Annotated in this window: 26 protein-coding genes; 9 read left to right on the forward strand and 17 right to left on the reverse strand. The window is 40.0% G+C overall.

Features of this window, described 5'->3' with window-relative positions; all coding sequences use genetic code 11:
- Positions 1-17 precede the first annotated feature (17 nt).
- Positions 18-656, forward strand: coding sequence for a leucyl/phenylalanyl-tRNA--protein transferase (aat, locus tag H148_RS0106090; RefSeq protein ID WP_029034018.1), 639 nt, complete (start codon positions 18-20; stop codon positions 654-656).
- On the opposite strand, the gene H148_RS18285 is transcribed toward aat, so the two are convergent.
- The 7 genes from H148_RS18285 to H148_RS0106125 form a co-directional block, all read right to left on the reverse strand.
- Entirely contained in the window at positions 653-1,342 is a 690-nt protein-coding gene (locus H148_RS18285) for a DUF2490 domain-containing protein (protein ID WP_083961587.1), read from the reverse strand. The genes aat and H148_RS18285 overlap by 4 nt on opposite strands.
- A 4-nt stretch (positions 1,343-1,346) precedes the next feature.
- The gene (locus H148_RS0106100; protein WP_029034020.1) at positions 1,347-1,931 is read right to left on the reverse strand and encodes a DNA-3-methyladenine glycosylase I; all 585 of its coding nucleotides are present in this window, start codon (positions 1,929-1,931) and stop codon (positions 1,347-1,349) included.
- Positions 1,931-2,656, reverse strand: a complete 726-nt coding sequence (locus H148_RS0106105) for an energy transducer TonB family protein (protein ID WP_029034021.1) — start codon at positions 2,654-2,656, stop codon at positions 1,931-1,933. Before H148_RS0106105 ends, H148_RS0106100 begins: the two co-directional genes overlap by 1 nt.
- A 3-nt stretch (positions 2,657-2,659) precedes the next feature.
- On the reverse strand, positions 2,660-3,364 hold the full coding sequence (truB, locus tag H148_RS0106110) for a tRNA pseudouridine(55) synthase TruB (protein ID WP_029034022.1): 705 nt from the start codon (positions 3,362-3,364) through the stop codon (positions 2,660-2,662).
- A gap of 2 nt (positions 3,365-3,366) precedes the next feature.
- Positions 3,367-4,167 carry an undecaprenyl-diphosphate phosphatase gene (locus H148_RS0106115; RefSeq protein WP_029034023.1) on the reverse strand — a complete coding sequence of 267 codons (801 nt, stop codon included), beginning with the start codon at positions 4,165-4,167 and terminating at the stop codon, positions 3,367-3,369.
- A gap of 2 nt (positions 4,168-4,169) precedes the next feature.
- Positions 4,170-4,424: a DUF3098 domain-containing protein gene (locus H148_RS0106120; RefSeq protein WP_029034024.1), complete on the reverse strand. Its 255-nt coding sequence runs from the start codon at positions 4,422-4,424 to the stop codon at positions 4,170-4,172.
- Positions 4,425-4,495: 71 nt separating this feature from the next.
- A complete protein-coding gene (locus H148_RS0106125) occupies positions 4,496-5,374 on the reverse strand; it encodes a cell division protein FtsX (RefSeq protein WP_029034025.1) in 879 nt (292 codons plus the stop codon).
- Positions 5,375-5,526: 152 nt separating this feature from the next.
- On the opposite strand from H148_RS0106125, the gene leuS reads away from it, so the two are divergent.
- Together leuS and H148_RS0106140 are read left to right on the forward strand one after the other, a co-directional pair.
- A complete protein-coding gene (leuS, locus tag H148_RS0106135) occupies positions 5,527-8,343 on the forward strand; it encodes a leucine--tRNA ligase (RefSeq protein ID WP_029034026.1) in 2,817 nt (938 codons plus the stop codon).
- A gap of 116 nt (positions 8,344-8,459) precedes the next feature.
- Positions 8,460-9,152, forward strand: coding sequence for a zinc metallopeptidase (locus tag H148_RS0106140; RefSeq protein WP_029034027.1), 693 nt, complete (start codon positions 8,460-8,462; stop codon positions 9,150-9,152).
- A 75-nt stretch (positions 9,153-9,227) separates the two neighbouring features.
- On the opposite strand, the gene H148_RS0106145 is transcribed toward H148_RS0106140, so the two are convergent.
- The 3 genes from H148_RS0106145 to H148_RS0106155 all read right to left on the reverse strand — a co-directional run bounded on the left by H148_RS0106145 (position 9,228) and on the right by H148_RS0106155 (position 11,604).
- A complete protein-coding gene (locus H148_RS0106145) occupies positions 9,228-9,740 on the reverse strand; it encodes a ferritin (protein ID WP_029034028.1) in 513 nt (170 codons plus the stop codon).
- Positions 9,741-9,825: 85 nt separating this feature from the next.
- Entirely contained in the window at positions 9,826-10,137 is a 312-nt protein-coding gene (locus H148_RS0106150; RefSeq protein ID WP_029034029.1) for a hypothetical protein, read from the reverse strand.
- Positions 10,138-10,230: 93 nt separating this feature from the next.
- Positions 10,231-11,604, reverse strand: coding sequence for a saccharopine dehydrogenase family protein (locus tag H148_RS0106155; protein ID WP_029034030.1), 1,374 nt, complete (start codon positions 11,602-11,604; stop codon positions 10,231-10,233).
- 78 nt (positions 11,605-11,682) lie between these two features.
- Between H148_RS0106155 and H148_RS0106160 the strand changes: the two genes are divergently transcribed.
- Positions 11,683-12,072, forward strand: coding sequence for a DUF423 domain-containing protein (locus tag H148_RS0106160; RefSeq protein WP_029034031.1), 390 nt, complete (start codon positions 11,683-11,685; stop codon positions 12,070-12,072).
- Between the two features lie 78 nt (positions 12,073-12,150).
- Positions 12,151-13,752 (forward strand): phosphoenolpyruvate carboxykinase (ATP), encoded by a 1,602-nt coding sequence (gene pckA / locus H148_RS0106165; protein ID WP_029034032.1) that lies wholly within the window; start codon positions 12,151-12,153, stop codon positions 13,750-13,752.
- A 66-nt stretch (positions 13,753-13,818) separates the two neighbouring features.
- Here the strand turns inward: pckA and H148_RS0106170 are convergent, their stop codons facing one another.
- Together H148_RS0106170 and H148_RS0106175 are read right to left on the reverse strand one after the other, a co-directional pair.
- Positions 13,819-14,568: a uroporphyrinogen-III synthase gene (locus H148_RS0106170; protein WP_029034033.1), complete on the reverse strand. Its 750-nt coding sequence runs from the start codon at positions 14,566-14,568 to the stop codon at positions 13,819-13,821.
- A gap of 11 nt (positions 14,569-14,579) precedes the next feature.
- Positions 14,580-15,248 (reverse strand): DUF4271 domain-containing protein, encoded by a 669-nt coding sequence (locus H148_RS0106175; protein ID WP_029034034.1) that lies wholly within the window; start codon positions 15,246-15,248, stop codon positions 14,580-14,582.
- A gap of 100 nt (positions 15,249-15,348) precedes the next feature.
- On the opposite strand from H148_RS0106175, the gene H148_RS0106180 reads away from it, so the two are divergent.
- From H148_RS0106180 to H148_RS17320, 3 genes are read left to right on the forward strand one after another with little or no spacing between them, the layout of a single operon-like run.
- Complete coding sequence (locus tag H148_RS0106180; protein WP_029034035.1) at positions 15,349-16,080, forward strand: polyprenol monophosphomannose synthase; 732 nt, start codon at positions 15,349-15,351, stop codon at positions 16,078-16,080.
- Positions 16,080-17,420: a dihydroorotase gene (locus tag H148_RS0106185; RefSeq protein WP_029034036.1), complete on the forward strand. Its 1,341-nt coding sequence runs from the start codon at positions 16,080-16,082 to the stop codon at positions 17,418-17,420. The genes H148_RS0106180 and H148_RS0106185 overlap by 1 nt, the downstream gene beginning before the upstream one ends.
- A 1-nt stretch (position 17,421) precedes the next feature.
- On the forward strand, positions 17,422-17,910 hold the full coding sequence (locus tag H148_RS17320; protein ID WP_051286241.1) for a DUF4296 domain-containing protein: 489 nt from the start codon (positions 17,422-17,424) through the stop codon (positions 17,908-17,910).
- Positions 17,911-17,913: 3 nt separating this feature from the next.
- Here the strand turns inward: H148_RS17320 and H148_RS0106195 are convergent, their stop codons facing one another.
- Entirely contained in the window at positions 17,914-18,933 is a 1,020-nt protein-coding gene (locus H148_RS0106195) for an SDR family oxidoreductase (RefSeq protein WP_029034037.1), read from the reverse strand.
- 82 nt (positions 18,934-19,015) lie between these two features.
- On the opposite strand from H148_RS0106195, the gene tyrS reads away from it, so the two are divergent.
- On the forward strand, positions 19,016-20,311 hold the full coding sequence (gene tyrS / locus H148_RS0106200) for a tyrosine--tRNA ligase (RefSeq protein ID WP_029034038.1): 1,296 nt from the start codon (positions 19,016-19,018) through the stop codon (positions 20,309-20,311).
- A 130-nt stretch (positions 20,312-20,441) separates the two neighbouring features.
- Here the strand turns inward: tyrS and H148_RS0106205 are convergent, their stop codons facing one another.
- From H148_RS0106205 to H148_RS0106220, 4 genes are all read right to left on the reverse strand, one after another.
- Positions 20,442-21,422, reverse strand: coding sequence for a phenylacetate--CoA ligase family protein (locus H148_RS0106205; RefSeq protein ID WP_029034039.1), 981 nt, complete (start codon positions 21,420-21,422; stop codon positions 20,442-20,444).
- Positions 21,423-21,462: 40 nt separating this feature from the next.
- Positions 21,463-21,801, reverse strand: a complete 339-nt coding sequence (locus H148_RS0106210) for a T9SS type A sorting domain-containing protein (RefSeq protein WP_029034040.1) — start codon at positions 21,799-21,801, stop codon at positions 21,463-21,465.
- A gap of 173 nt (positions 21,802-21,974) precedes the next feature.
- A complete protein-coding gene (locus H148_RS0106215; RefSeq protein ID WP_029034041.1) occupies positions 21,975-23,024 on the reverse strand; it encodes a hypothetical protein in 1,050 nt (349 codons plus the stop codon).
- Positions 23,025-23,072: 48 nt separating this feature from the next.
- Complete coding sequence (locus tag H148_RS0106220; protein WP_029034042.1) at positions 23,073-25,862, reverse strand: TonB-dependent receptor; 2,790 nt, start codon at positions 25,860-25,862, stop codon at positions 23,073-23,075.
- Positions 25,863-26,041 lie beyond the last annotated feature (179 nt).

Genomic DNA, 26,041 nt, shown 5'->3' on the forward strand with positions numbered 1-26,041 from the left:
AAAAAGAGTATTATACCTTGAAATTCTTAGGACCACAAGACGATTTCCCTTCAACTAGAGAAGCAACAGAAGAAGGTTTACTGGCTATTGGCGGGGATCTGTCACCCGAAAGACTTATGGCGGCTTATTCCCGCGGGATCTTTCCGTGGTACGAAGAGGGGCAGCCAATCCTTTGGTGGAATCCCAATCCCAGAATGGTGCTTTTTCCGGAGAACCTCAAGGTATCAAAAAGTATGAAACAGCTGTTGAAAAAGGAAGCTTTTGAGGTAAGTTATAATTCAGCTTTTTCAGAAGTAATAGACAATTGTGCGATGATCAAAAGACCGGGACAGCAAGGCACCTGGATAACCCCTGAAATGAAAGAGGCTTATCTCTCCCTTTACCAAAGAGGTATAGCAATTTCAGTCGAAGTTTGGAGAAATAACGAGCTCGTAGGTGGTCTCTACGGGATTTACCTCAGGGACAAAAAAATCTTTTGTGGGGAAAGTATGTTTACAAAAGTGAGCAATGCATCGAAATATGGGTTCATACATTTGGTAAGGGAGCTAAAAAAAGAGGGACTCAGGTTAATAGATTGCCAGATGTATACTCCACATCTCGCTAGCCTGGGTGCAGGAGAAATTCCCAGAAGTCTGTTCCTTAAATATTTAAATTAAAGCTGTAAACTTGCTCCACTATATATGTAGAATTCGCTTACTGGAGCACTGGTATAATTTTCCCGTCGCAGTTCTGCCCCAATCCTTAAATTCAGATTTTCAAAAGAAGAATTTCCAATCAGGAAAGCAAAGTAGTGACCTATCTGCGGCCGTAGATCTTTTATCATGCTGTAAAGAAATTCGGTTGAAAGGCTAAGGCTAAAATTTTTATTAAGAGGTTTAGAAATGCCAAATCTGTATCTTACTCTGTAAGTCGTGAGCTCGCGGAAACGCTGTTCAAATCTCAGCCTATGCGCAGGAGTTAAGAATATTCCCCGATGTTTATAGCTAAACTGCTGAGTGATTCTTAATTCATCGTGACGGGAATCTTCAAAAGCCTCTATAAACCGGTAACGTATGCCAAGGCCCCCGGTAGAATTTTCGCCTAGTCTATAGGAGGTAAGGTGATTTAATTCAAGGTACTGTTGTTCATTTTTCTTTATTTGCTCTCCGTTTGCTTCACTGTAGAAAAGATACCTGTTCGCAATTCCAAAGGAAAATTTCCATTCATTGTGTGAGGGAAGAGTGACATCAAATTCCGGCTCCCAAAAGAGAGTTTTCGGAGTTTGGCCCTGTGCTATGTTTAAACCTCCTAAAAATGTTGCTGAAAAAACAAGCATCGAAAAATGCCATTTTTGAAACATCATATTTTTAATTTTTTGAAAGATCTCTCACTTCAAGGTGCCTAAAGCATTTGGTCACATGATCATTGACCATTCCGGTAGCCTGCATATGAGCATACACAACCGTTGGTCCCACAAATTTAAATCCTCTCTTTTTTAAGTCTTTGCTAAGGGTTATACTAACAGGAGTGGTGGCCGGCACTTCTTTAAAATGTTGCCATTCATTTTGTACAGGCTTGTAATCGACAAAGCTCCAAATATACTCTGAAAAACTCCCGAACTCCTCCTGTACCATAATAAAAGCTTGTGCATTTGTAACTGCAGCACGAATTTTTGCGCCATTTCTTATGATGCCACTATTTTGCATGAGGTCATCGATTTTTTCTTCAGGATAATTCGCCATCCTTTGATAATCAAAGTTATCAAAAGCTTTTCTAAAATTTTCCCTTTTTCGAAGAATAGTGATCCAACTCAATCCCGCCTGAAATGTTTCCAGGATCAAAAATTCAAAAATTGCAGCATCATCTTTTAAAGGCACGCCCCATTCCAGGTCGTGATAGGCTTCATACAAAGGGTCACCCACGCACCAGTCGCAACGGATCTTTTCTTCCATTAATTCTGAAAATTATAAGTTATTGTGCCGGGTTGGGAATCCCTGCCCGCAAGCCTGGTAAATTTTGCGTTTGCTGCATATTCCATTGCCATATTTTCAAGGCATTCATTAGAAGTGGAAGAAGCATTCTTATTAATTGAGGTCTTCACCACGTCTCCCGAAGAATTCACAGTAATGTTTACCACGACCCTTCCACGGGTATCGCAGGTATAAATAGGATTAGGAATATCAATGGCCGTTCTTCCCAGGAGAGAAAAAGAAATGGAGCTGTTTCTCATGGAGCCTGGTTGAATGGAAGTTTCTTTACTGCTGTTATTTCCTTCTGAAGCTTTCCTTCTTTCCTCTGTTTTGCTATTTCTTACGACTACCTGGCCTTTTGCAGGTTCTGTAGATTCTTCTTCTGAAGCTTCCTGTTCCGCGGCATTCTTTTCAAAAATTTCATCTAATCTTGATTCAAGATTTCTCTGACTTTCTTCCTGATTTTGATTGAAAGCCTGGTGAGTTTGCACCGATGGATTTGGAGGTTGAGGTTCAACCGGCTCCTGTTCTTCGGGCTCGGGTTGCTCTTCTTCAGCAACAGGGGGTCGCAATTCATTTAGTTCAATAAGAGTTTCCCGAATCTTTTTTGATTCGTTGGAGATGTTGATGTTGTACATGGACAAGATCAAAATTGAAAATATAAGGGTGGTAATGATCAGTGCCTTATGTCGGTCGAAAAAATCCATTTTTTAAGTTTCCTCCTTAAGGGAAAGATACTCATTTACAAACGAATCCACTGTTAAGGCATTTTCAACTTTATAATCTCCGATACGAGTTCTGCGAAGGGAGGAAAGATATGCTCCGGTGTTAAGATGCTTCCCAAAATCAAAGGCGAGACTACGAATATAGGTGCCTTTGCTGCACACCACTCTAAAATGTACTTTTAGAAGCTCAATTTTGGTGATCTCAAATTCTGAAATGTTCACAGTACGGGTTGGAATTTCAACCTCTTCTCCACTTCGGGCGTACTCATAGAGCCTTTTTCCGTCTTTCTTTAAGGCTGAAAAAACAGGCGGCCGCTGCTGAATATCTCCCAAAAAGGTTTTTGTTGCTTCATGAATTCCTTCCGGAGTCAAATGTTCCGTAGGAAAAGTTTCATCTACTTTGGTTTCCATATCAAAGGAAGGCGTCGTTGCTCCAAGAGTAAAGGTGCCGGTGTATTCTTTTTCCTGCCCCTGAAGGCTTTCAATTAATTTAGTTGATTTTCCGGTACAAAGAATGAGTAATCCTGAAGCCAGTGGATCTAAAGTTCCGGCATGGCCAACTTTGATCTTTTTTATCCTGAAGTTCCTTTTTATAAGCCATCTCACCTTGTTCACCAGTTGAAAGGAGGTCCATTCCAGTGGTTTATCGAATAACAGGATCTGTCCGGCTTTAAATTCTTCTTCAGTCATTGTTAGGTGGCAAAGTAATATTCATAAGTGATCGCTATAACTCCTACTATGAAGCAATAAATAGCGAAGTAGGAAAGTTTGCTCTTACGAACCAGGGAGATCATCCAGGTACAGGCTGCATAACCTGCAATAAATGCGGCAATAAACCCGGCTAAGAGAGGCATGGGTTCAATAGTTGTACTGGTAAGATCTCCGCTTAAGAGATCTTTAGCGATCTTTCCTAAAATTAACGGAACGACCATAAGAAAGGAGAAACGGGCGGCTTTTCCCTTGTCATTACCCAACAGGACAGAAGTAGAAATAGTGGCTCCACTTCTTGAAATTCCGGGTAAGATAGCTATGGCCTGTGCGATGCCAATAACGATACTGTCTTTGTAACTTACAGGTTTACCGGTATGTTTTGCCCTGTCGGCTAACCACAGCAACAGGGAAGTGATCAAAAGCATAAAACCAACAAAAGTGAGATTTCCTCCAAAAAGAGATTCGAGTTCTTCTTCAAACATCAACCCGATAATGACTGCGGGGATCATTGAGAGAATGATCTTTACAGAAAATTTAGTTTCATCATTCCACTTAAATGAAAATAGACCACGGAAAATTTCGGCCACATCTTTCCTGAAAACTACAATTGTACTCAAAGCGGTTGCAAAGTGCAGGACTACGGTGATCATTAAGGACTCCTCCGGCATACTTTGGTCTCCTAAAAGAGCTTTTCCGATTTCAAGATGTCCGCTTGAGGAGACAGGCAAAAATTCAGTAAGTCCCTGGATTATTCCAAGAACAATGGCATCAATAACTTCCATTATTATTTTTGAGGGTTGAGAAGAATAGCATAGATTTCAATGGCAAAACCAATGAGCACCAAAGCAGGTGCGAGACGTATTCTTCTAAAATTGTAGATTTCGGGATTAAAAACATTGGGATCGTCGCTACCGCCACCGGCCATAAGGATAAAACCCAAAGCAATTACAGCTAAACCAATACCCATTACGATGTAGTTTTTCTTTTCGAAAACAAAACTGAGATCCTGCTTGTGTAAAGGCTTTTTATTCTTGTTCATTTTGTCTTTGTTTTTAGCCACCTGTGCCCGGATTTTATTAAGGTGTCAAAAATAGCATTTTTAAAGCTGTTTTAATAATAAAGCTCATCGGTCTTTAAGTTCAGGAATCTTTGGGTGGCAAAGAAGGTGCTTAGCCATGTTATTACTGCTCCCATTAGAAAAATTCCAATGAACAATGCAGCCAGGATACTTGTATCACTTAAAAGTTCCAGTTCAGGAAAACTCTTGTTCATATAATAGAGGACAATGGCCATGCCTATTAAAGCAATAAACGCTCCTATCATTCCAAGTTTTACACTTTTAAGAATAAAGGGCCTCCTGATAAACCTCTTTGTAGCCCCCACCATTTGCATCGTCTTAATAATAAATCTTTTGGAATAAACAGAGAGTCTTATGGAGCTGTTGATCAATAAAACAGCTATAAAAGTAAAGATGGCACTAATGGCCAGGATCCAGAAGCTTATTTTTGTCACATTTTCATTGAGAAGGGAGATTAGCGGTTTATCATAAACCACTTCGTCTACAAAACCTTTTGCGGTCAACTCTTCTGCTATTGTATCAATTTCCCCGGAGCTTATATAATCAGCTTTAAAATAAACATCAATTGAATTCTGGAGGGGGTTATAACCCAAAAACTCCATAAAATCTTCCCCTATTTCCTTACTGTGAGCCTCGGCGGCCTCTTCTTTAGTGACATAGGTTGTTGACTTGGTATATTCGGCTAAAGCAAGACTTTTGTTTAGCTGGGTGATCTCCACTTCTTTGGCGGTATCTTTCAGGTAAATAGTAAGAGCGATCTGTTCCTTAAAATGATCGGCTATTTTTTTGGCGTTGAGCACCAGAAGCCCCAGTAATCCAAGTAAAAAAAGGACCAGTGCTATACTGATCACGACCGAAAAATAAGAGGAAATAAGACGTCTTTTTTGATACTTTTCAAAAGATGAACTCATAGGGCGGCTGCGTAAATTTGTGTAAAAATAAGAAAGTAAATCAATCCCTTTCTTTAAAACGATCAAACTTTTCACTTTCGTACATTAAACGTATTTTTGCCCTGCTCCGGAAGGTTTCCGGAGGTGTAAAATTGTGACGCTGAATCATTAAAATGAGGTACGACTTCAATCAAATTGAAAAAAAGTGGCAGGAGTACTGGGCAAAAAACCAGACTTTCCAAGCTGAAAACAACTCCGATAAACCAAAATATTACGTGCTGGACATGTTTCCCTATCCATCGGGAGCAGGATTGCATGTGGGTCATCCACTTGGCTATATTGCCAGTGACATCTATGCCCGTTATAAGAGGCATAAAGGGTTTAATGTACTTCACCCGCAGGGATACGACAGTTTTGGACTTCCGGCCGAGCAGTACGCTATTCAGACGGGACAACACCCTGCTTTGACAACAGAGGCTAACATTAACCGCTACAGGGAACAGCTGGACCAGATAGGTTTTTCTTTTGACTGGAGCCGCGAGGTACGCACCAGTGAACCCAACTACTATAAATGGACGCAGTGGATCTTTATTCAGCTTTTCGATTCCTGGTACGATCATGATGCTGAAAAAGCAAGGCCAATCTCTGAACTGGAGGAAATATTTGCTTCGGAAGGAAACAGCGGTGTAAATGCGGCGTGTGATGCTGATGTTGAACTATTCTCTGTATCCCAGTGGAACAGTTTTTCTGATGAAAAAAAACAAAAGCTTCTTCTGAAATACCGCCTTACTTATTTGGCCGAAACGGAAGTGAACTGGTGTCCGCAACTGGGAACCGTTCTGGCCAATGATGAGATTGTGAACGGAGTTTCGGAAAGAGGTGGATATCCCGTCATAAGAAAGAAAATGACCCAGTGGAGCATGAGGATTTCAGCTTATGCTGAAAGACTGTTGCAGGGACTTAATGACATCGACTGGACCGAAAGTTTAAAGGAGAGCCAAAGGAACTGGATCGGGAAATCGGTGGGAGCCTTAGTAGAATTCAAAGTTCAAAATTCAAAGTTCAAGATTCCGGTATTCACCACAAGACCTGATACAATTTACGGGGTGACTTTTATGACCCTTGCTCCCGAGCATGAGTTGGTGGAGAAGATCACTACTCCCGAGCATAAAGAAGAAGTTGAAGCTTACGTCCAAGCAACCGCAAAACGCAGCGAGCGCGAACGAATGGCCGATGTGAAGACCATTAGCGGAGTTTTCACGGGAGCTTATGCCGAACATCCTTTTACTAAAGAGCCGGTGCCAATCTGGATTGGAGATTACGTATTGGCAGGATACGGTACAGGGGCTGTCATGGCGGTTCCATGTGGGGATCAAAGAGACTACGAATTTGCGAAACATTTTGATCTGCCAATCAGGAATATTTTTGAGAATGTAGATATTTCTGAAGAAGCCTTTTCGGGCAAGGAAGGAACTGTGATTTCAAATTCAGAATTCCTTAGCGGACTTGAATATAAAGCGGCTCTTCAAAAAGCCATTCTAGAGCTGGAGAGAATCGGGCAGGGGAAAGGAAAAACAAATTACCGGTTGAGGGACGCGGTATTCAGCCGACAAAGATATTGGGGAGAACCTTTCCCGGTTTATTACGTTGATGGCCTGCCAAAGATGATCGAAAAAGAGCATTTGCCGCTGCGTCTTCCCGAGGTAGAAAAATACTTACCTACAGAAACAGGGGAGCCACCTTTAGGAAACGCTACAGACTGGGCTTGGGACGCAGAGAAGAATGAGGTAGTAGAAAATTCGAAGATCGACCATAAAACTGTTTTTCCTCTTGAATTAAACACGATGCCGGGTTGGGCGGGAAGTTCCTGGTATTTGTTCAGATACATGGATCCTCACAATGAGGAGCGGTTTGCTTCTGAAAAAGCGCTGCAATACTGGGAAAATGTAGACCTGTACATTGGCGGAAGTGAGCACGCAACCGGTCATTTGTTGTACTCCAGGTTCTGGACAAATTTCTTAAAAGATCGTGGTTTTTTGGCCGTTGAAGAACCCTTCAAAAAATTGATCAACCAGGGGATGATCCTGGGGACCAGTGCTTTCGTGTACAGGTCGGAAGGAGAGAATAAATTCTTATCCAAAAATTTGGTCGAGGGGAAGGATGTGCAGCCTATTCACGCTGATGTTTCCATGGTAAATTCATCTGATGAGCTGGAAATAGAAGCTTTTAAAAAATGGAGACCCGAATTCGCTGATGCAGAATTCATTACCGAAGATGGTAAATACATAGTTGGTCGGGAAGTAGAGAAGATGTCCAAATCTAAATACAATGTGGTCAATCCCGATGACATTTGTGATAATTACGGAGCTGACACATTAAGGATGTACGAAATGTTCCTTGGTCCGCTGGAACAGGCCAAGCCATGGAATACTGCCGGGATCACGGGCGTGCATAACTTCCTCAAGAAGCTTTGGAAGCTTTATCATAATGAAGACAACAATCTCAATGTGAGTGAGGGAAAAGCTTCAGCCGATTCTCTAAAATCCCTGCACAAGACTATTAAAAAGGTGACAGAGGATATAGAGAACTTCAGCTTTAATACTTCCGTTAGTACTTTTATGATTTGTGTCAACGAACTTACCTCTCAAAAATGCCATTTTAGAGAGGTGCTTGAGCCGCTTACGGTACTTATTGCACCTTATGCCCCGCACATTGCCGAAGAACTTTGGCAGAAGCTGGGACATGACACTTCGGTCACTACGGCAACCTATCCCGTTTATGAGGAAAAATACCTGATTGAAAGCACGAAGGAATATCCGATTTCATTTAACGGGAAGATGAGATTTACCATGGAACTTCCGCTGGATATGAGTCCGCAGGAGATAGAAAAGACCGTGATGGCGCATGAGAAAACCCAACAGCAGCTTGACGGGCGCACTCCCAAAAAGGTAATTATAGTGCCCGGAAAAATCGTCAACATTGTGGGTTAGAAGCTTTCCGAAATTCCGCAGCAGCAGCGGAATAAGACATAATTTCAGTTTCAGGAAAAAATGAAAATTGGCTGGATTTTTGTTATTAAGATTTAAATTAAACAACTTTTAAAACTATGATAGGATATTATATCATTGCCGGACTCATCTTTGTAGTGAGTCTTTATGTTAGTAATAAATTAAAGAGCAAATTTAAGCACTATTCAAAGGTGCACCTGCAAAACGGGATGAGTGGTCGTGAGATTGCCGAAAAAATGCTTAGGGATAACGGGATCAATGATGTTAAAGTGATTTCTACTCCGGGGCAGTTAACAGATCACTATAACCCTTCTAAGAAAACGGTTAACCTTAGTGAAGCAGTGTATACTCAAAGAAATGCCGCAGCGGCAGCAGTGGCAGCTCATGAAGTGGGACATGCCATTCAACATGCCAACGCTTATAGTTGGTTAAAAATGAGAAGTCAGCTGGTGCCCGTGGTACAGGTGGCATCTCAATTTTCACAGTGGGCAATTTTTGGAGGTTTGATCCTTATGACCATGGTTTCTGTAGGAGTGGGACAAACGGTATTGCTTATAGGTATAATTCTTTATGGGATGGGAACACTTTTTAGTTTTATCACCCTTCCGGTAGAGTATGATGCCAGTAAGAGAGCTCTTGTTTGGCTTGAAACAGAAAACATGTTGAATGCACAGGAACACAATGCGGCAGAGGACTCCCTTAAATGGGCCGCCCGTACTTATGTAGTAGCTGCGATTGGTTCTCTTGCAACTTTGTTGTATTTCCTGAGTATTTATTTGGGTAGAGAATAACGATCAACTTATAATACAAGTAAAAAAGGACGCCAAATGGCGTCCTTTTTCTATTAAATGAGATTAATTATTGATCTAGTCGTGCTTGATACGTTCGTCAATGAATTTAAGAGCAAGACCATCTGTTCCCATAAGGTCAAACATTTCCAGAATTCGACGGAACTGATTTTCTTCCTCCATTTGTTCCTGTATAAACCATTGTAGAAAGCTTTCAGAACCATAGTCCTGTACCTTTCGACATTTCGTGACGATATTGTTGATGGATTTCGAAATTTGAATTTCCTGGTCCAGCGCCGTTTCGAAAATATCCTGGAGGGAGTTGTATTCATGGCTGATGTTGCTCACCTGGGGAGAATAAGCGGTACCTCCATTTTCATTTATGAATTTAAAGATCTTGAGCATGTGCTCCCGCTCTTCTGCCGATTGCTTGTAGAAGAATTCTGCGCTATATGAAAATCCATTGTGATCACACCATGAAGCCATTGCCAAATAGACCGAGGAGGAATGTGCTTCTTTGGCGATCTGTTCATTGAGCAGATCCATTACATCTACATTTATTCCTATTTTCTGTCTTACTATATCTTTCATATTTATTCTTTTTTTAAAAATACGAAAAGAAAACTGCTTTCTTAGAAAGCAGAGGAATTTATACTTAATCTAAATTTTAATATAATTAATGAGCGACAAGTGAGTTTAGCTCCAGGATTCCAAAAGTAGCTTTAATAAGTTGCTTTAAATCAATTACTTGTAAGGTGTCAAAAACAAACAAATGTTCCCGGTTACAGAGTGATAGAATTTCAATACCGCCGGAATTTAGATCCATGTCAAAATGAGAAGAAATATCAATTGCCTGCAATTTTTGCCGGATAGCCAAAAGTTGACAAAAACTTAGTTTTATCTGTTTATGCCCAAAGTCGATGTAAAAGCTACGACTGTGATCGCACTGGTAGGAGGCAAAGAAATATGACTTGTACAGCAGGTTCATTGTCGACAAATGTATATCTTATTCAGAATTAGTCCAAATTAAAAGGTTTAAAATTCTCAGAACCTGATAAGGATCAGGGAAAACAGAACAAGATCAATTTCCTACCTCTCCAAAAGGGTTATATCCCAGGTATTCTTTCTCCTCTTCTCTAAAGGTGATCCCATTTTCTGCGAGCTCTTTCAAAATTGGATCATAGACTTCTTTTGTAATAGGAATTTGAACTCCGGGAGTGGAAATAGTGCCGTTGAGGATTTTTAGTGCAGCAATAGCCACGGGTAGCCCTACTGTTCTCGCCATTGCAGTACTGGTTTGGTCCTCACCAATGTTTACCATAGTTGCATCTATCTGCTTCTTTTCTCCATTGATCTCAAAACCGAACTTGTGGTACATTACTATCATATCCTTATCATCGTTAGAGAGGCTCCATTTTTCCATCAGGATTTTCTGAAGAATTTCTGCCGGGGTTGCATTTTTGAGACCAACTTTTTTATTAGAATTAAAAATATCCAACTCCATTAGTTTATCCCACATAATATCATCCTGATCAATTTTCAGATTATGACGAAATTTTAGTTCCACCGAATCTGTAGGAGAATATGGTAAAAAGGAATTTATAAAATCCCGGTAGCTCATTTCTTCGGAATTTTCCATGGTGTAGCTGTCATCTGTCATTCCAAGCTGTACGAACATGTTCCAGGCACGGCTGAAGCCTACTCGTCTAATTGTACCACGATACAGGGTTAGGATGTCATCAAGGCCGTAAATGTTTTTATACTGGAGGGAGTTGCGATTAGCATAAACTTCAAATTTCCCATAGTCTTTTACATGAAGGAATTCGGTTCTTCTAAAGAGACGGTTGTATGGAATATATTTGAATTTCCCCTCCTGCAGGAATTTGGCAACTCCGCCCTGTCCTGCTACTACCACGTTTCGGGGATTCCAGGTGAATTTATAGTTCCACAAGTTTGTGTCACTTTCAGGAGCGACAAGTCCGCCGGTGAAAGATTCAAAAAGCAGCATCTTTCCTCCCTTTTCGCGTATACGGTCTATAACCTGCATAGCACTCATGTGATCAATACCGGGATCAACTCCAATTTCGTTCATAAAGACCAGTCCTTTCTTTTTTACGGCCTCATCAAGCTGTTTCATCTCCTCACTTATATACGAGGCAGTAACCAAGTTTTTTCCTAAGCTGAGGCAATCTTTTGCCACTTCAATATGAAATCTTGCCGGAAGCATGGAGATTATGATATCTGAATCTTGAATCGCCTTTTCCCTTTCTCCACTGTTAAAGATGTCAAGGGAGATAGCTTTCGCCCTGGCATGTTTACCGACCATTTTTTCGGCATTTTTCACTTCCAGATCTCCAATAATGAGCTGAAGGTTTTCAACTTCAGATTTTTTAAGTAAATAATCGATAAGTACAGAGGTAGATTTACCTGCACCAATAATGAGAATTTTACGCATAAGGCTTAACTTTGGCTTTGTTTGTTGTTTGTTTGGACAACGAATTTAATTAATTGATCGCGTCTTTAAAAATATAGTATGAACAAGAGTTTGTTGATTTGGGGTACAATTTTTGGCATAATCGCGATAATTCTCGGGGCTTTTGCCGCTCACGGTCTAAAGCCGCTCTTGGGTGTTGAAAAAATGCAAACATTTGAAACCGGAGTACGTTATCAAATGTATCACGCTTTATTCTTGTTATTCCTGGGAGGGTTGCCTGTGGCTTCAGAAAAAGTTAAAAGAATTTGCTTCTACTTAACACTTTTTGGGGTTTTCTTTTTTTCGGGCTCTATCTATCTTTTGGCTACCAATAGCCTGACGTCCTTCGATTTCGGGGTAATTGGCCCAATTACTCCCATAGGTGGAACCTTATTGATTGCTGCCTGGATAATATTGTTAATTAGCTTCTTTAAGTTAAAAAATAAATAAAAGAAAATAGCTCCGGCTGAATATTTATAAAGTTTTCTACTTTTGTTCCCCTAAACAAATCACACAACTAAACTTTTTATGTTGGCTAAAAAACAATTTACGAAAACGATTGCGCTGGAAAAGTATGGTATTAATAATGCCGAAATTAACTATCAGCTTACTCCTCAAGAACTTCATGAAATTACTATTGAGAAAGGACAGGGAGTTGAAGCTTCTTCGGGAGCCCTGGCTGTGAATACGGGGGAATTTACCGGCCGGTCTCCCAAAGACCGTTTTATTGTAGAAGATGATATTACAAAAGATAAAGTATGGTGGGGAAATATAAATATTCCTTTTGATCCCGATAAGTTTGATGCGTTATACGACAAAGTGACCGACTATCTTTCAGGAAAAGAAGTATTTGCCAGAGATTCTTATGCCTGTGCAGACGTGGACTACCGGCTTAATATTCGGGTAATAAATGAATATCCGTGGTCAAATTTGTTCGCCTACAACATGTTCCTTAGACCAGACGACAGAGAACTTGATAACTTTAAAGAGGATTGGTTGGTGCTTAATGCTCCAGGTTTTATGGCCGATCCCGAAGTTGATGGAACAAGACAACATAACTTTGCAATTTTAAATTTCACTAAAAAAATTGCTTTAATTGGTGGAACCGGATATACCGGGGAGATTAAGAAGGGTATTTTCTCTGCTCTTAATTTTATTTTACCTGTTGATAAAAATACGCTACCCATGCACTGTTCTGCCAATGTAGGAGAGGATGGAGATACAGCTATCTTTTTTGGACTATCGGGTACAGGAAAGACTACTCTTTCTGCAGATCCTGAAAGACGGCTTATTGGGGACGACGAACATGGGTGGACAAAAGAGAACAAAGTATTTAATTTTGAAGGAGGCTGTTACGCAAAGGTGATCAACCTTACGGAGGAAAACGAGCCGGATATCTACAGGGCCATTAAGCCCGGAGCTATTCTGGAAAACGTAGTACTTGATAAAAATGGAGATGTGGATTTTGAAAGTACAGATATTACACCCAATACCAGGGTAAGTTATCCTATTCATCATATCGATAATATCCAGGAGCCTTCTATTGGAGAAAACCCGAAAAATATCTTCTTTCTTACTGCAGATGCATTTGGGGTACTGCCTCCAATAAGCAAATTAACACCGGGGCAGGCCGCATACCATTTTATTAGTGGTTATACAGCAAAAGTTGCGGGAACTGAAGACGGGGTTGACGAACCAATTCCAAGTTTCTCTGCGTGTTTTGGTGCACCTTTTATGCCGTTGCACCCCACACGTTATGCCGAGATGCTGAGTGCAAAAATGAAGGAGAATAATGTAAATGTCTGGCTGGTAAATACAGGTTGGACGGGAGGTCCTCACGGAGTTGGTTCCAGGATGAAACTCCGCTACACGCGGGAAATGATCTCCTCTGCACTGGAAGGAAAACTTGATGATGTAGAATATGTTGAGCATCCTGTTTTTGGTTTACAGATGCCGGTTGAATGTGAAAATGTTCCTTCTAAAGTATTAAATCCACGAAATACGTGGAAGGAAAAGGAAGCTTATGACCAGAAGGCGAACCAACTTGCCAATTTCTTTCAGCAGAACTTCGAAAAATTTGAAAAACAAGCTAATAAAGAAATACTTTCAGGCGCTCCCAAAGTATCATAAAGGAGAGAATAGTGCATAAAAAAACCGGCAATTGCCGGTTTTTTTATGCACTATTTAGAAATCTAATTAGGGCTTTTTGTTTTGTTCCTTAATATATTTTTCTAGAGCCATAGTCATAGAAGGGGTTTGAGGGGTGGGAGCCTGTATGTTCACCACTAATCCATGGTCTTTGGCTGCCTTCACTGTAGTGTTTCCAAAAACTGCAATCTTGGTGTCATTTTGTTTAAAATCCGGAAAGTTCTCGAAAAGAGATTTAATTCCGCTGGGACTAAAGAAAACCAGAATGTCATAAAACACCTCCCTTAGGTGTGAAAGGTCACTCACAACCGTCTTATAAAATATTGCTTTTTTCCAGTCAACTCCCAATTTATTCAGGGTTTTTGGTACGTCTGGCTTCAGCATATCTGAAGATGGTAAAAGAAATTTTTCGTTTTTATACTTTTTAATAAGTGGAGAAAGTTCAGCAAAAGTCCGTTTACCTACATAGATCTTTCGCTTTCGGTAAACAACGTACTTTTGTAGATAATAGGCTACTGCTTCACTTTGGCAAAAGTATTTAAGAGTATCGGGCACCTTAAATCTCATTTCTTCAGCAATTCTAAAGAAGTGATCAACTGAATTACGGCTGGTGAGAATAATGGCTGTGTAATTTGAAAGATCAACTTTTTGTTGTCTTACATCCTTTGAAGAAACTCCCTCAACGTGAATAAAGGGAATAAAATCTATTTTTACTTTCTGTTTTTCTTCAAGATCAAAATAAGGAGAATTTTCAACCTTCGGCTCTGGTTGAGAAACCAAAATTGTTTTCACTTTCATACACTTTTTTTTTATTCACCCTGGAACTTGGTAACCAGCTTATATAAAATATAATAGGGCCCAATTTCAAGAGCGCAAAGATACAAAATAAAATAAAACCAATTGCTCGAAATGTACTGCCGGTTTTTAATAATGACGCTTAGTAAAGTGACTAAATTTATGAGTAAGATGAGGCCTAAAAGAATGTAAAGCACCAGCCGGGTTGGTTCCCAGGTATATACAAAGAACACGCTTACCGGGAGCAGTATTAAAGCCATAAAATTCCGGTAACTCAATTTATAGAACAGATAATAATCCATTTTGTTATTTACGGAGATTACATCTGCCAGGATCTTTTCGAGGGAAAATTTCAAAAGAACAAAAGTTGTATATGCAGTAATGATTCTCAGAAAGATTACCATTGGCCGGTCGGGGTAAGTTTCTGTAAAAGTGAGATAAAAAATAAAGATAAAAAGCCCTGCAGAAAAAACATTTACAGCAAACAGCAAGAGGTTAAAGGGATGAAAAAGGTTAGGATCTTTTCCCTTTAAGAGAAGATATTTGTCTGTAGCGAACAGCATACTGAAGTGGGCAAACCGTTGAGAGAAGGTATATTTCGCAATAACCAGCAGTCCAAAAACCAATACCAGTACCAGGGTAATCCAGTCTTGTGAAACCGCATGTCTTTCTATAGCTTCCAATAAAAACAGTTTTCTACAAAGGTAGGATTTATACGATTAAAAGAAGTTTGAAACTTCATCCTAAACTTTAAAAATAGTTACATTTGTCCAAAAGAATTTTATGCCAGATGGGATTGTTATTATACCCACCTACAACGAAAAAGAGAATATTGAAAAGATCATTAAAAATGTCTTTTCTCTTCAGCGCAATTTTCATGTTTTGGTGGTGGACGATAATTCTCCCGATGGAACCGCAGGGATTGTAAAATCCCTTCAGCCGGCCTATAAAGATCAATTATTTTTAATTGAAAGAAAGGGAAAGTCTGGTTTGGGCACTGCTTACATTAAAGGTTTTGAATGGGTTCTGTTAAGGGATTATAAATACGTTTTTCAAATGGATGCCGATTTTTCCCACAACCCCAATGATTTGATACGGTTGTATAACGCCTGTAGGCGGCGAGGAGCCCATGTTGCTGTAGGATCCCGTTATAAAACCGGAGTGAATGTGGTGAATTGGCCAATGAGCAGGGTATTGCTTTCCTGGCTAGCGTCTAAGTACGTACGTTTTATTACGGCCATGCCCGTGGCAGATACCACGGCAGGTTATGTATGTTATAAAAGAGAAGTACTCGAGAGGATACATCTCGACAAAATACAGTTTGTAGGATATGCATTTCAAATCGAGATGAAATTCAAGGCTTATCTGGCCGAATTTAGGATCGTTGAAGTTCCGGTAATATTTACCGACAGGACTCGCGGAACTTCAAAAATGAGTGGATCAATTATTTGGGAAGCTGTGTTTGGAGTTATAAAAATGAAAGTAAAAAGTCTGTTTAACAAGATGACGATATAATGAAGAAGGTATTAATTAAGAATGCAAAAATTGTCAATGAAGGTTCTATCGTTGAAGGGGATGTGTTTATTGAAGATGGAGTTATTACAGAGATTGCATCAAGTATAAGCGCTAAATCTGCAAATTTGAATATCATAGATGCCGAAGGGAATTATCTTCTTCCTGGATTAATTGATGATCAGGTGCATTTTAGAGAGCCTGGTCTAACCCACAAGGAGACGATTGAAACCGGTTCTAAAGCAGCGGTGGCAGGAGGAATTACCTCCTTTTTTGAGATGCCCAATACTCAACCCCAAACCACTACAATTGAACTGCTTGAAGAAAAATATAAAATAGCAGAAAGTTCCTCTTATGCCAACTATGGATTTATGTTCGGTGGAACTAATGATAACCTGGAGGAGATAAAAAAGATTGACCCTAAAAAAGTTCCTGCTTTAAAACTTTTTCTCGGCTCGTCAACCGGGAATATGCTCGTAGATGACGAAAAAGTGTTGGAAAAGATCTTCAAGGAATCTCCTGTATTGATTGCCGCTCATTGTGAGGATGAGAAAACAATCCAAAACAATTTACAGGAGTGTATTGAGAGATATGGAGAGGATATTCCTATTGAGCTGCACCCTAAAATCCGCAGTGAAGAAGCATGTTTTATATCTTCATCAAAGGCCGTGGCCCTGGCTAAAAAAACCGGGGCTAGATTACACGTGTTCCACTTATCTACTGCAAAAGAGCTTAAACTATTTGACAGTAAAAAACCACTGAAGGACAAAATGATCACTGCCGAAGTTTGCGTGCATCACCTTTGGTTTAATGATAGTGATTATCAAAATAAAGGAACCTTTATAAAATGGAATCCTGCTGTTAAGACCGCAAAAGATCAGGAGGCTTTATTGAAAGGGTTAATAGAAGACAAAATTGACGTGATTGCGACAGATCATGCCCCACATACCCGCGAGGAAAAGAAAAACGTATATACAAAAGCCCCAAGTGGGGGACCGTTGGTACAACATGCATTACCTGCCATGTTACAAATGCATCACCAGGGCAAAATTTCTCTTGAGAAAATAGTTGAGAAAATGTGCCACAATCCTGCCATTCTTTTTAATATTGAGAAAAGAGGATTTATTAGAGAAGGATATAAGGCAGATCTTGTATTGGTAGATCTTAATGCACCCTGGGCAGTGCAGCCGGGGAATACCATTTATAAATGTGGCTGGTCTCCGTTTGAAGGTACTACCTTTAAATCACGGGTAACTCACACCTTTGTCAATGGGAATCTTGTCTATAAAAATTTCAATTTTACTCCTTTTGTAAAAGCAGAGAGATTAAAATTTGATCGCTAGAATGAAGAAATTATGGGGAGTTTTGGCTGCTTTAATAGTTCTGGTTTCTTGCCAGGATATAAACCGCACCCCAAAACCAGATAATCTCATTCCCGAAGAAAAGATGGTAGAGGTGCTTACCGAGCTTTCTCTGCTTCACGGGGCAAGGAGTTATAATATGAGATTAAGGGAAGAGAAGGGGATAAATGCTTATTCCTACCTCACAGAAAAATTTAAGATTGACAGCATACAGATCGTCCGGAGTAATGAATATTATGCCCAAAATTATAAACAGTACAAAAGAATATATGAAAAGGTAAAGGAGAGACTGGAGTTATTGATGGCCGAATTCGATTCAATCCGGGAAATAGAAGAAAAGAAAAGAGATTCTTTGAGAAATATCAAAAAGGATTCAATCATTCCCCGTGATTTTAAAAACGACTCTCTCCTGCCCCAGCCAACTGGTCGGGAACGTCCCTTGCCTGTATCAAGAAGTAGAATGCAACAGTAGACCTTACTTCTGAACATCTTTCCGGAAGCATGCAGCAGTTTTTTCAATAACTTTCAAAATGGGTTCAAATTCAAAGCCAGTTTGTTCCTTTATTTTTGCTGAAGAATAAAAAGTACTGTCAAAAAGGCTTTTTAGGGACCTCATCTCCAGTTGTTTTTCTTTACTGGAAAACAACCCTGAAAATTCCTGCCAAAGCCATCCTGTGAATACCATCCATTTCTTTAGTTTTTTCGAGGGTAAGGGTTTATCCAGGATTCTGGCTGTCATATAGAAAACCTCTTTAAAGGGTAAATTTTCTGAAACTACAATAAATTCTTCATTTTTGACAGGGGAGCTCATTAGCTCCTGCATTGCTTTGACTACATCCCAAACCCCTACAAATCCCGTAGTTTTCGGAATGTAATAATCGAGACCCTGTTCAATTTTTTTAAAGATCTTACCACTTCCACTGTCCCAGAATCCCGGTCCAATAATCACTCCGGGATTGACTATCACTACTGGCACACCTTCCTGACTTGCCCGCCACACTTCCATTTCTGCACCATATTTTGTGATCGCATACATGCTGTGGTTGAGCTCCTTGTTCCAGAAGGATAATTCTTTTATTTCCTTTTGTCCCGGCTTTTTGTCTAAAGAGGCAATGGAACTTACAAAACATAATTTCTCCACCTTATTTTTGATGCAGAAGTTGACAATATTAGCCGAACCTTCAATATTTACCTTCCTTAATTCGGCATCTTTAGAGGTGTCAAAAGTGACCAATGCGGCGCAGTGATATACCCGGTCAACATTTTTGAAAATGTTTTTTAAAGAAGGAACATCTGTAATGTCTGCTATTTGCCACTCAATAGAGGAAAAAAGACGGTTAGCCTCAGCTTCAGAATTTGTATATAAAAAGACATTTTTGACATTTTGTAAACTTTCTACTGTACGGTAGATCGCGCGAACATGTTTTCCTGTCTTTACAAGATCAAGCAGTAAATGTGAACCTACTAAGCCTGTGCCTCCGGTAACTAAAATCATGAGGTAAATATAGCTAAAACCACTTAGGAAAAATGAAGCTTTATGGTATCTTTACGGCTGTTTTTACTTCAAAAGAAAGATTATGAATAAGAATTTTGTAGACGAATTGCGCTGGAGAGGAATGATTCACGATGTAATGCCGGGCACCAAAGAACATCTTATGGATGGTCTTAGGTCTGCCTACGTAGGAATTGATCCTACTGCCGATTCTTTACACATAGGACACTTAGTTGGTGTGATGATGCTCAAACATTTTCAACAGGCTGGACATCGCCCGGTGGCTTTGGTGGGTGGCGCTACAGGAATGATAGGTGATCCTTCAGGCAAATCCAATGAACGTAATCTTCTTACCGAAGCTACTCTTCTACAAAACCAGAATGCCCTTAAAAATCAGCTGTCAAAATTTCTTGATTTTGAAAGTGATGCAGACAATGCAGCGGTGATGGTGAATAATTATGATTGGATGAAAGATTTTAGTTTTCTTGATTTCATCAGGGATGTGGGAAAACATATTACTGTCAATTACATGATGTCCAAGGACAGCGTGAAAAAACGTTTGTCTTCAGATTCTTCAGAAGGAATGTCATTTACCGAGTTTACCTACCAGTTGGTTCAAGGTTATGATTTCCTGCATCTATACAGAGAGCTGGATTGCACGCTGCAAATGGGTGGTAGTGACCAGTGGGGGAATATTACCACAGGAACCGAACTCATTCGTAGAATAGGTGACGGAAAAGGGTACGCTTTGACCTGCCCGTTGATCACTAAAGCCGACGGCACTAAATTCGGTAAAACCGAAGCCGGAAATATTTGGCTCGACCCTTCACGTACTTCACCCTACAGGTTTTACCAGTACTGGCTCAATACCAGCGATGAAGACGCGGAAAGATTTATAAAAATATTTACTTTTCTTTCAAAAGAGGAAATTGAGCAACTCGTTGTTAAACACAAAGAAGCACCGCACCTAAGGGAGTTGCAGCGAAGACTGGCCGAAGAGATTACGGTGATGGTACATTCGTACGAAGAGTATGAGAATGCCGTAAAAGCTTCTGAAGTTCTCTTTGGCAAAAGTACAGCCCAGGATCTTAAAAAACTGAATGAAGCTACTTTCCTGGATGTTTTTGAAGGTGTGCCTCAGGCAAAGGTTGATCGTGAAGACGTGGAGGCAGGATTGGATATGATCGCAGCACTTTCAGCAAAAACAGAATTCCTTAACTCAAATGGAGAGGCCCGGAGAGCTTTAAAAGAAAATTCAATTTCGGTGAATAAAGAAAAAGTATCGGAAGATTACGTCATCACGACAGATGATCTTTTGAATAACAAATATGTGATTATCAACAAAGGGAAAAGAAACACTTATATAATAAGGGTGGAATAAATAAGAAACCCCCTTACCGTTGAGGCGAAGGGGGCTCCTAACTAACCAACCAATTATGAAAACATAATCTAACCGTTAAGTAAGTCGGCAGAAATTCAGTTCCTTACAGCGGGAATGTCTTTTTTTTTTGTTAAAAAACCATTAGGTTACATCCTCTAATGTCACTGTGGTCGAAACGGCCTAGTATTTCAGTCTTTCCATTGTCGAAATTCTTTCCCAGATCCTGTGTTGCGATAAAGGAACAGGAGTTGATATTTGCCAGATCAATGACGTTTATTCCACCGGATTTTTTCTTGGGTAAAAGGGTCAAGGCATCTTCGGGATCACGAATGAGGATTTGCATCCAGGGAGGGCATTCAAAAATGCCATTTTTGAGAGCATATGCCTGGGAAAGGAGTTCGGTCATTCCATACTCACTGTGAATCTGTTCCACACCAAGTCCCTGCTTCAAGGTCTCATGCAACTCTGCCCGAATCATTTCTTTTCTGCGACCTTTCATGCCCCCGGTTTCCATTATAACGGTATGCTTCAGGTCCAGGTTGAATTTTTCGGCCAAATCGAGTAAAGCAAAAGAAACCCCAATGAGCAAAGTTTTTTGTTTCTTTTGCTCCAGAGCCTTCAGGTTTTCGACGAGGGTATCTAAGTTGTGGAGGTAAAAACCACTTGCCGGATTTTTGCTCTTCGCAATAAGATCCTGCACCATGTAGATTAGTGATGAACCTTCCCGTTCAAGATAGGACGGAAGAAGTGCGAGCACAGCATAATTTTCCACATTGCCGTAGAAATGTGTGAAACCCCTGCGGAAACTTTCCTCATATAATGAGAGATCAGTTACGTAATGTTTGCTGGTTTGTTGTCCCGTCGTACCACTGCTGCTGAAGATGATCTCTTCCCGGTTACCAGAAGAAATGATCTTGTGAGATTTAAAAAATTCAATTGGTAAAAAAGGAATTTTTTTTAAGCTGTTAACATTTTCAGGGTTTCGGCCTAGTAAATCGGAAAAGCTTCGGTAGACTTCATTTTTCAAATATTGATATTGGAATACCTGCAGTGACTTTTCTTCAAATTCCGCGGCAGTAGTAATGGAAAAAATGTCTTGAGGCTTCTTCATGCTGAAGCCGCAAAGTTAAAGAATAATTTAATGGATATTTTTATCGTACTACCAACTTACGGGTGGCAGAGCTCTTGCCTTCCTGGATCTTCATTATGTAGACCCCGGGTTCAAGATTGGAAATATTTAGTTCATTTCCTGTTAACTGGGAAGAAAGGACATTGTTGCCCAAAACATTATAAATCTCAACTCTTTTAGCTTTTCCTGCTTTAGTATTAATATACACCTTCTGGCCGGTAGCAGGGTTAGGAAAAATTGAAAGACCATCAATGGGAACTTCTTTTGCAGGAGGTTCGGGTGGTGATACCTGTGCAGAGGCCGGGTTCGCAAAGAGCAAAAAACCAATGATCATAAGAGGGTACAAGTAGAGTTGTTTCATTTTCAATACGGTATCATTTCAAAATTACAATAAAAAATTCAAAAACCGCACCAAATTTTTCTTGGCGAACTGTTAAATGTATAATTGTGTGCAATAAAACAGAAAAGGCTACCGTTGGGCAGCCTTCTCTTCGAAAATCAACTTAGTAATTAGACCCCCTACAATCTAATTTTTTAGTCAACCCAATTAAATAATTCTACATCAACAGTTGGTGCGGCATCGTAAGCAGCATCAACATCTGCATCTTCTCCTTCGATCTTAATTCCGGATAGATCTGTTCTTCCCTCCTCTGTGATATCAATATTAGTTTCATATCCGGATAATGAAAGACCTGTTATGGTTGCTCCCGAAAGTTTTTTGAATTGCAGCGCAGTTCCACCGGTAGTAGAAACAGCGGTAAAATTGGTAATGGTAGGATTTCCGTTTTCTCCATCAGCTTCAATAGCGGTAGAGAAATTCTCAATAGTGTGATATATATAAACATTTTCTACGGCACCATCCCATCCTTCGGTCCAGTCTACAGCGTCATCTTCGTTATTTTCAAGATAAAGATTAGTGGCAGATACAGAACCTCCGTAGAACTCTACTCCGTCATCGGCTCCGTTCATGATAGCAATATTCTCAATTGTAGTTCCGGAACCAACAGCATAAAGAGAAAGTCCATTATATTGTGATTCTGCATCGATTTGTGCACCGGCATCAGAAAGGATAAGATATTTAATTGAACCCGAATTGTCTGCAGGATTTGAGCCACCGTAAACAAGGTTTGCGACTTCGGCAGTTACATCTATTCCAGCTGTAGTTTCGCCATTACCGGCAATAAGGAGACCTCCCCAACTTCCAGCCTCACCCGAGGAAGAAGACATTACAACAGGATTAGAAGCTGTCCCCAGAATATTTATTTTACCTCCTTTTTGCACGGCGATATATACCCCGGTTGCAGGATTGTCGTCATTAACATCTGTATCGGCAATAAATTGTGTTCCGGCAGGAATTGTAAGAGTAGCACCAGATAGTACAGAAAGTTCTCCAGTAAGATGATAAGTTTCAGAAGCGTCCAAAGTCAAATCTTCGCTTACTTCTCCCTGGAAATCATCTGGATCCAATCCTTCTTGTACCGGGGGAATCGGTTCAATATTGTCATCATCACTGCTACAGCCTGTGGATACGATTCCCAAAAAGGCAAAAAGCATTAGGTAAATTGTTTTAGTTACGTTTTTCATAATTTAAAATTTAAAGTTTAATGATTAAAATTTGTTGTTGTTATATGGTTAAAACGAATAGCTTACTCCAAGGCTCAAAACAGCCCCCCGTGTAAAAGATCTTACCGTTTCTGTATTTTCAATGCTTGTAGTGCTTGGTCGAATATTCTGCACGCGTTCAATTTCAGGGTTCAGCAGGTTTTGTCCGCGGAGTTGCAAGCCCCAGTGCTCACCAAGATCCTGGCTCATAATAACATCTAGTGTCACAAAGCCCTTTTCTATAATTTCATCGTTGTAGAACACTTCGGTCTGAGTTTGTACTTCGGGTGCGCCTAGAGCATAGATCTTTTCTGAAGCATAATTGGCAACAATTGCTGCTGTAAAAGGATTAACTCCCTCTGTCGAGAAATTGAGAGATCCATTGAATATCCAATCTGATGCTCCCTGTAATCCCACTTCTGTTTTGTTGTTGTACTGGAATGTTCTTATAAAAGTGTCTCCACGATAAACATCTTTTAGATCCTGTTCATGCCACATCCTGGAGGCATTAAATCCAACCTGCATGTCGATACCATTGGGATTTTGGTTTTTAATTACATCCAATGATGTTCCAAGTTCGATTCCATATACATTCGCCTCCTCCCCGGCATTGAAATATGAGAAAATTCCTGCGGCCCCTCTGTCCTGTACCCGGTTAATAGGATCTTTGATTTGCTTGTAAAAACCTGTGACAGAAATCAATTCTCCGGCACTTGGGAAGAATTCATATTTCAGATCAAAATTAAGGTTTGTGGAAGCCTCCAGGTTTGGATTTCCCCGCGTGATCTGGCCCGTTGGTGATACATAATTGAAAGGAGCGATTTCCTTAAATTCGGGTACCGTAATTGTTCTGCTTCCCAAAAATCTTATGTTTGAATCCTCGGTGGGTGAGTACTTTATGTTGAGGCTCGGATATATATTGTCATAGGATTTGTTTGCAAACTGGGGTAGTGATGAAGGATAATTATTCACGTCAAAATCAACATTTATCTCATCTACCTGGTATCTTGCACCGGCATTGAAATTCCATTTCCCCAGCTCAAGATTGAGGTTTGCAAACCCCGCATATGACTGAAGACTGGCATAATACACATCCGGTGTTAAACGACGGAGCCTAAGATCGCCATTCTGAAAGTTTTCAGTGGTAAATACACTTGAAAGGTTGTCAATAGAAGAAGGATTAACAGAGTTAAAATCATTTTCTGTGACTCCAAAAAATCTCCAAATAAAATCTCTTTCTTTATTTCTATAGTTACCTCCTGACTCAAGAAAAATATTTCGGTTTTCATTTTTTACAAAAGTGAATCGATCCTGTAAAAAAGCATTGATTTCCACATCATCGATCTTTTGATAGGATTTTCTTTGCTGAAAACCGCCCATTCGTCCAAGTTGCACAAAACCTTCTCCATCTATATTGACCTCGTTTCTAATTCTGTTCGGTTCATCGGCATTAACCAAATTATAACCTACTGCCCACTCCAGTTCATTTCTATTCAAAAAATTATGAGTTCCGTGAAGCTGATTTATCCATAACCTCGTTTGTTTTGTATTCTGGTCACGAACAAACTGGTTTAGATTTTCTGCAGGTGAGGTCTCTTCGAAGACCACTCCCTCTGCATTTCTTCCACTTTCATAAACTTCATCTGTAAGTTTGTTTATAAACAGACTTGTAGCTTTTATTCTGTGGTTGTCGTTTAGCCTGTAACCCAGGTCCAGAAGCCCGGTGGTATTGTCGGTCTTTCTGAAGATTTCCACGTCAGAGAAGAAGTCATAAAGGTTATTACTTCGGTATTCCCTAAAAATTCCCTCATTGTATTCAAATGATGTTGACTGTAGTCCTGTAAAAAGCACTCTTAATTTTTCACCAACTTTCGTTCCTGCGGTCAAGGAATACCTGCGGTTTATTGGAAATTCATTTGTTTGAGGATCCCATGGCTGATTGTTTATTGCATTTTCAGTAGGGATGCTTTGACTGTAGAATCCCAGCGTTACGTCTGCTTGGTTTGGGGAAACTTTGAATCTGTCGAACTGTCCCAGTACATTTGTGTTAATTCCGGCACGTATTCCCAGATCCAGCTCATTAACTCCGGCAAGTTCTCTCGAAGAAATATCTATAGTCCCCGAGGCCTGATCTGCTGAATTTTCTACAGAATAAGTTTTACTAATACTTACGTTCTGGATAACGCTTGTAGAAAACAATCCGAGATCAATGTTTTTCCTTTCTACATCATCTGAAGGAATGGGTAAACCATTCATTGTAGTATATAGATAGCGATCTCCCAACCCTCTAACGAAAAGATCTCCTGAAGCTTCACTGGTAGTTACACCTGAAATTTTTGATGTAGCAGTGGCAACATCAGAAACTCCCATCTTGGCGAGTTGTTGTGCTCCAATACTTTCTTTTATTGCAATAGCATTCTTCTGTTCTAACAGTAGTGCAACTTCAGAATCTTTTCTGGAAACAGTATTAATTACTACTTCATCAAGAGAGGCTGCACTAGACCCCAATTCAGTATTTATTTGTGTTACTTTTCCCGGAACAACCTGTACATTGGGAATTTCCAGCTGTTCGTATCCCATGAAACTGATAGCAATAGTGTAACTCCCGGGTTGCAGATTCTCGATTTGGAATAATCCATCGAGATCAGTGGTGACACCTGTGCCTGTACCTTTAATTATAACGTTTGCAAAGGGTAAAGGGTTACCCTGCATTTCTTTGTCGGTCAATTTTCCGGCAATAATCCCCGTAGGGATAAATTCCTGTGCCGCGAGGTGCATATTTGAAAGAAACATTGCGGCAGCAATTAAAAGGATTTTCATGTTTGTCGATTTTCTCTGCCGCAAAGAAAGAGGACCAATGTAATGTTGCGGTTAGGTGAAAATTACCAGTAGGTCAACTAAAGGTTATGGGGAATTAAATTTTAAGTTAAGAGAAGGTTATCAATGTTGAAGGGCAGAAGGGTACATAATAATTATCTTTACTTTTACGAGGTAATTCA

It is taken from the genome of Salinimicrobium terrae DSM 17865 (assembly GCF_000424665.1).
GTDB lineage: Bacteria > Bacteroidota > Bacteroidia > Flavobacteriales > Flavobacteriaceae > Salinimicrobium > Salinimicrobium terrae.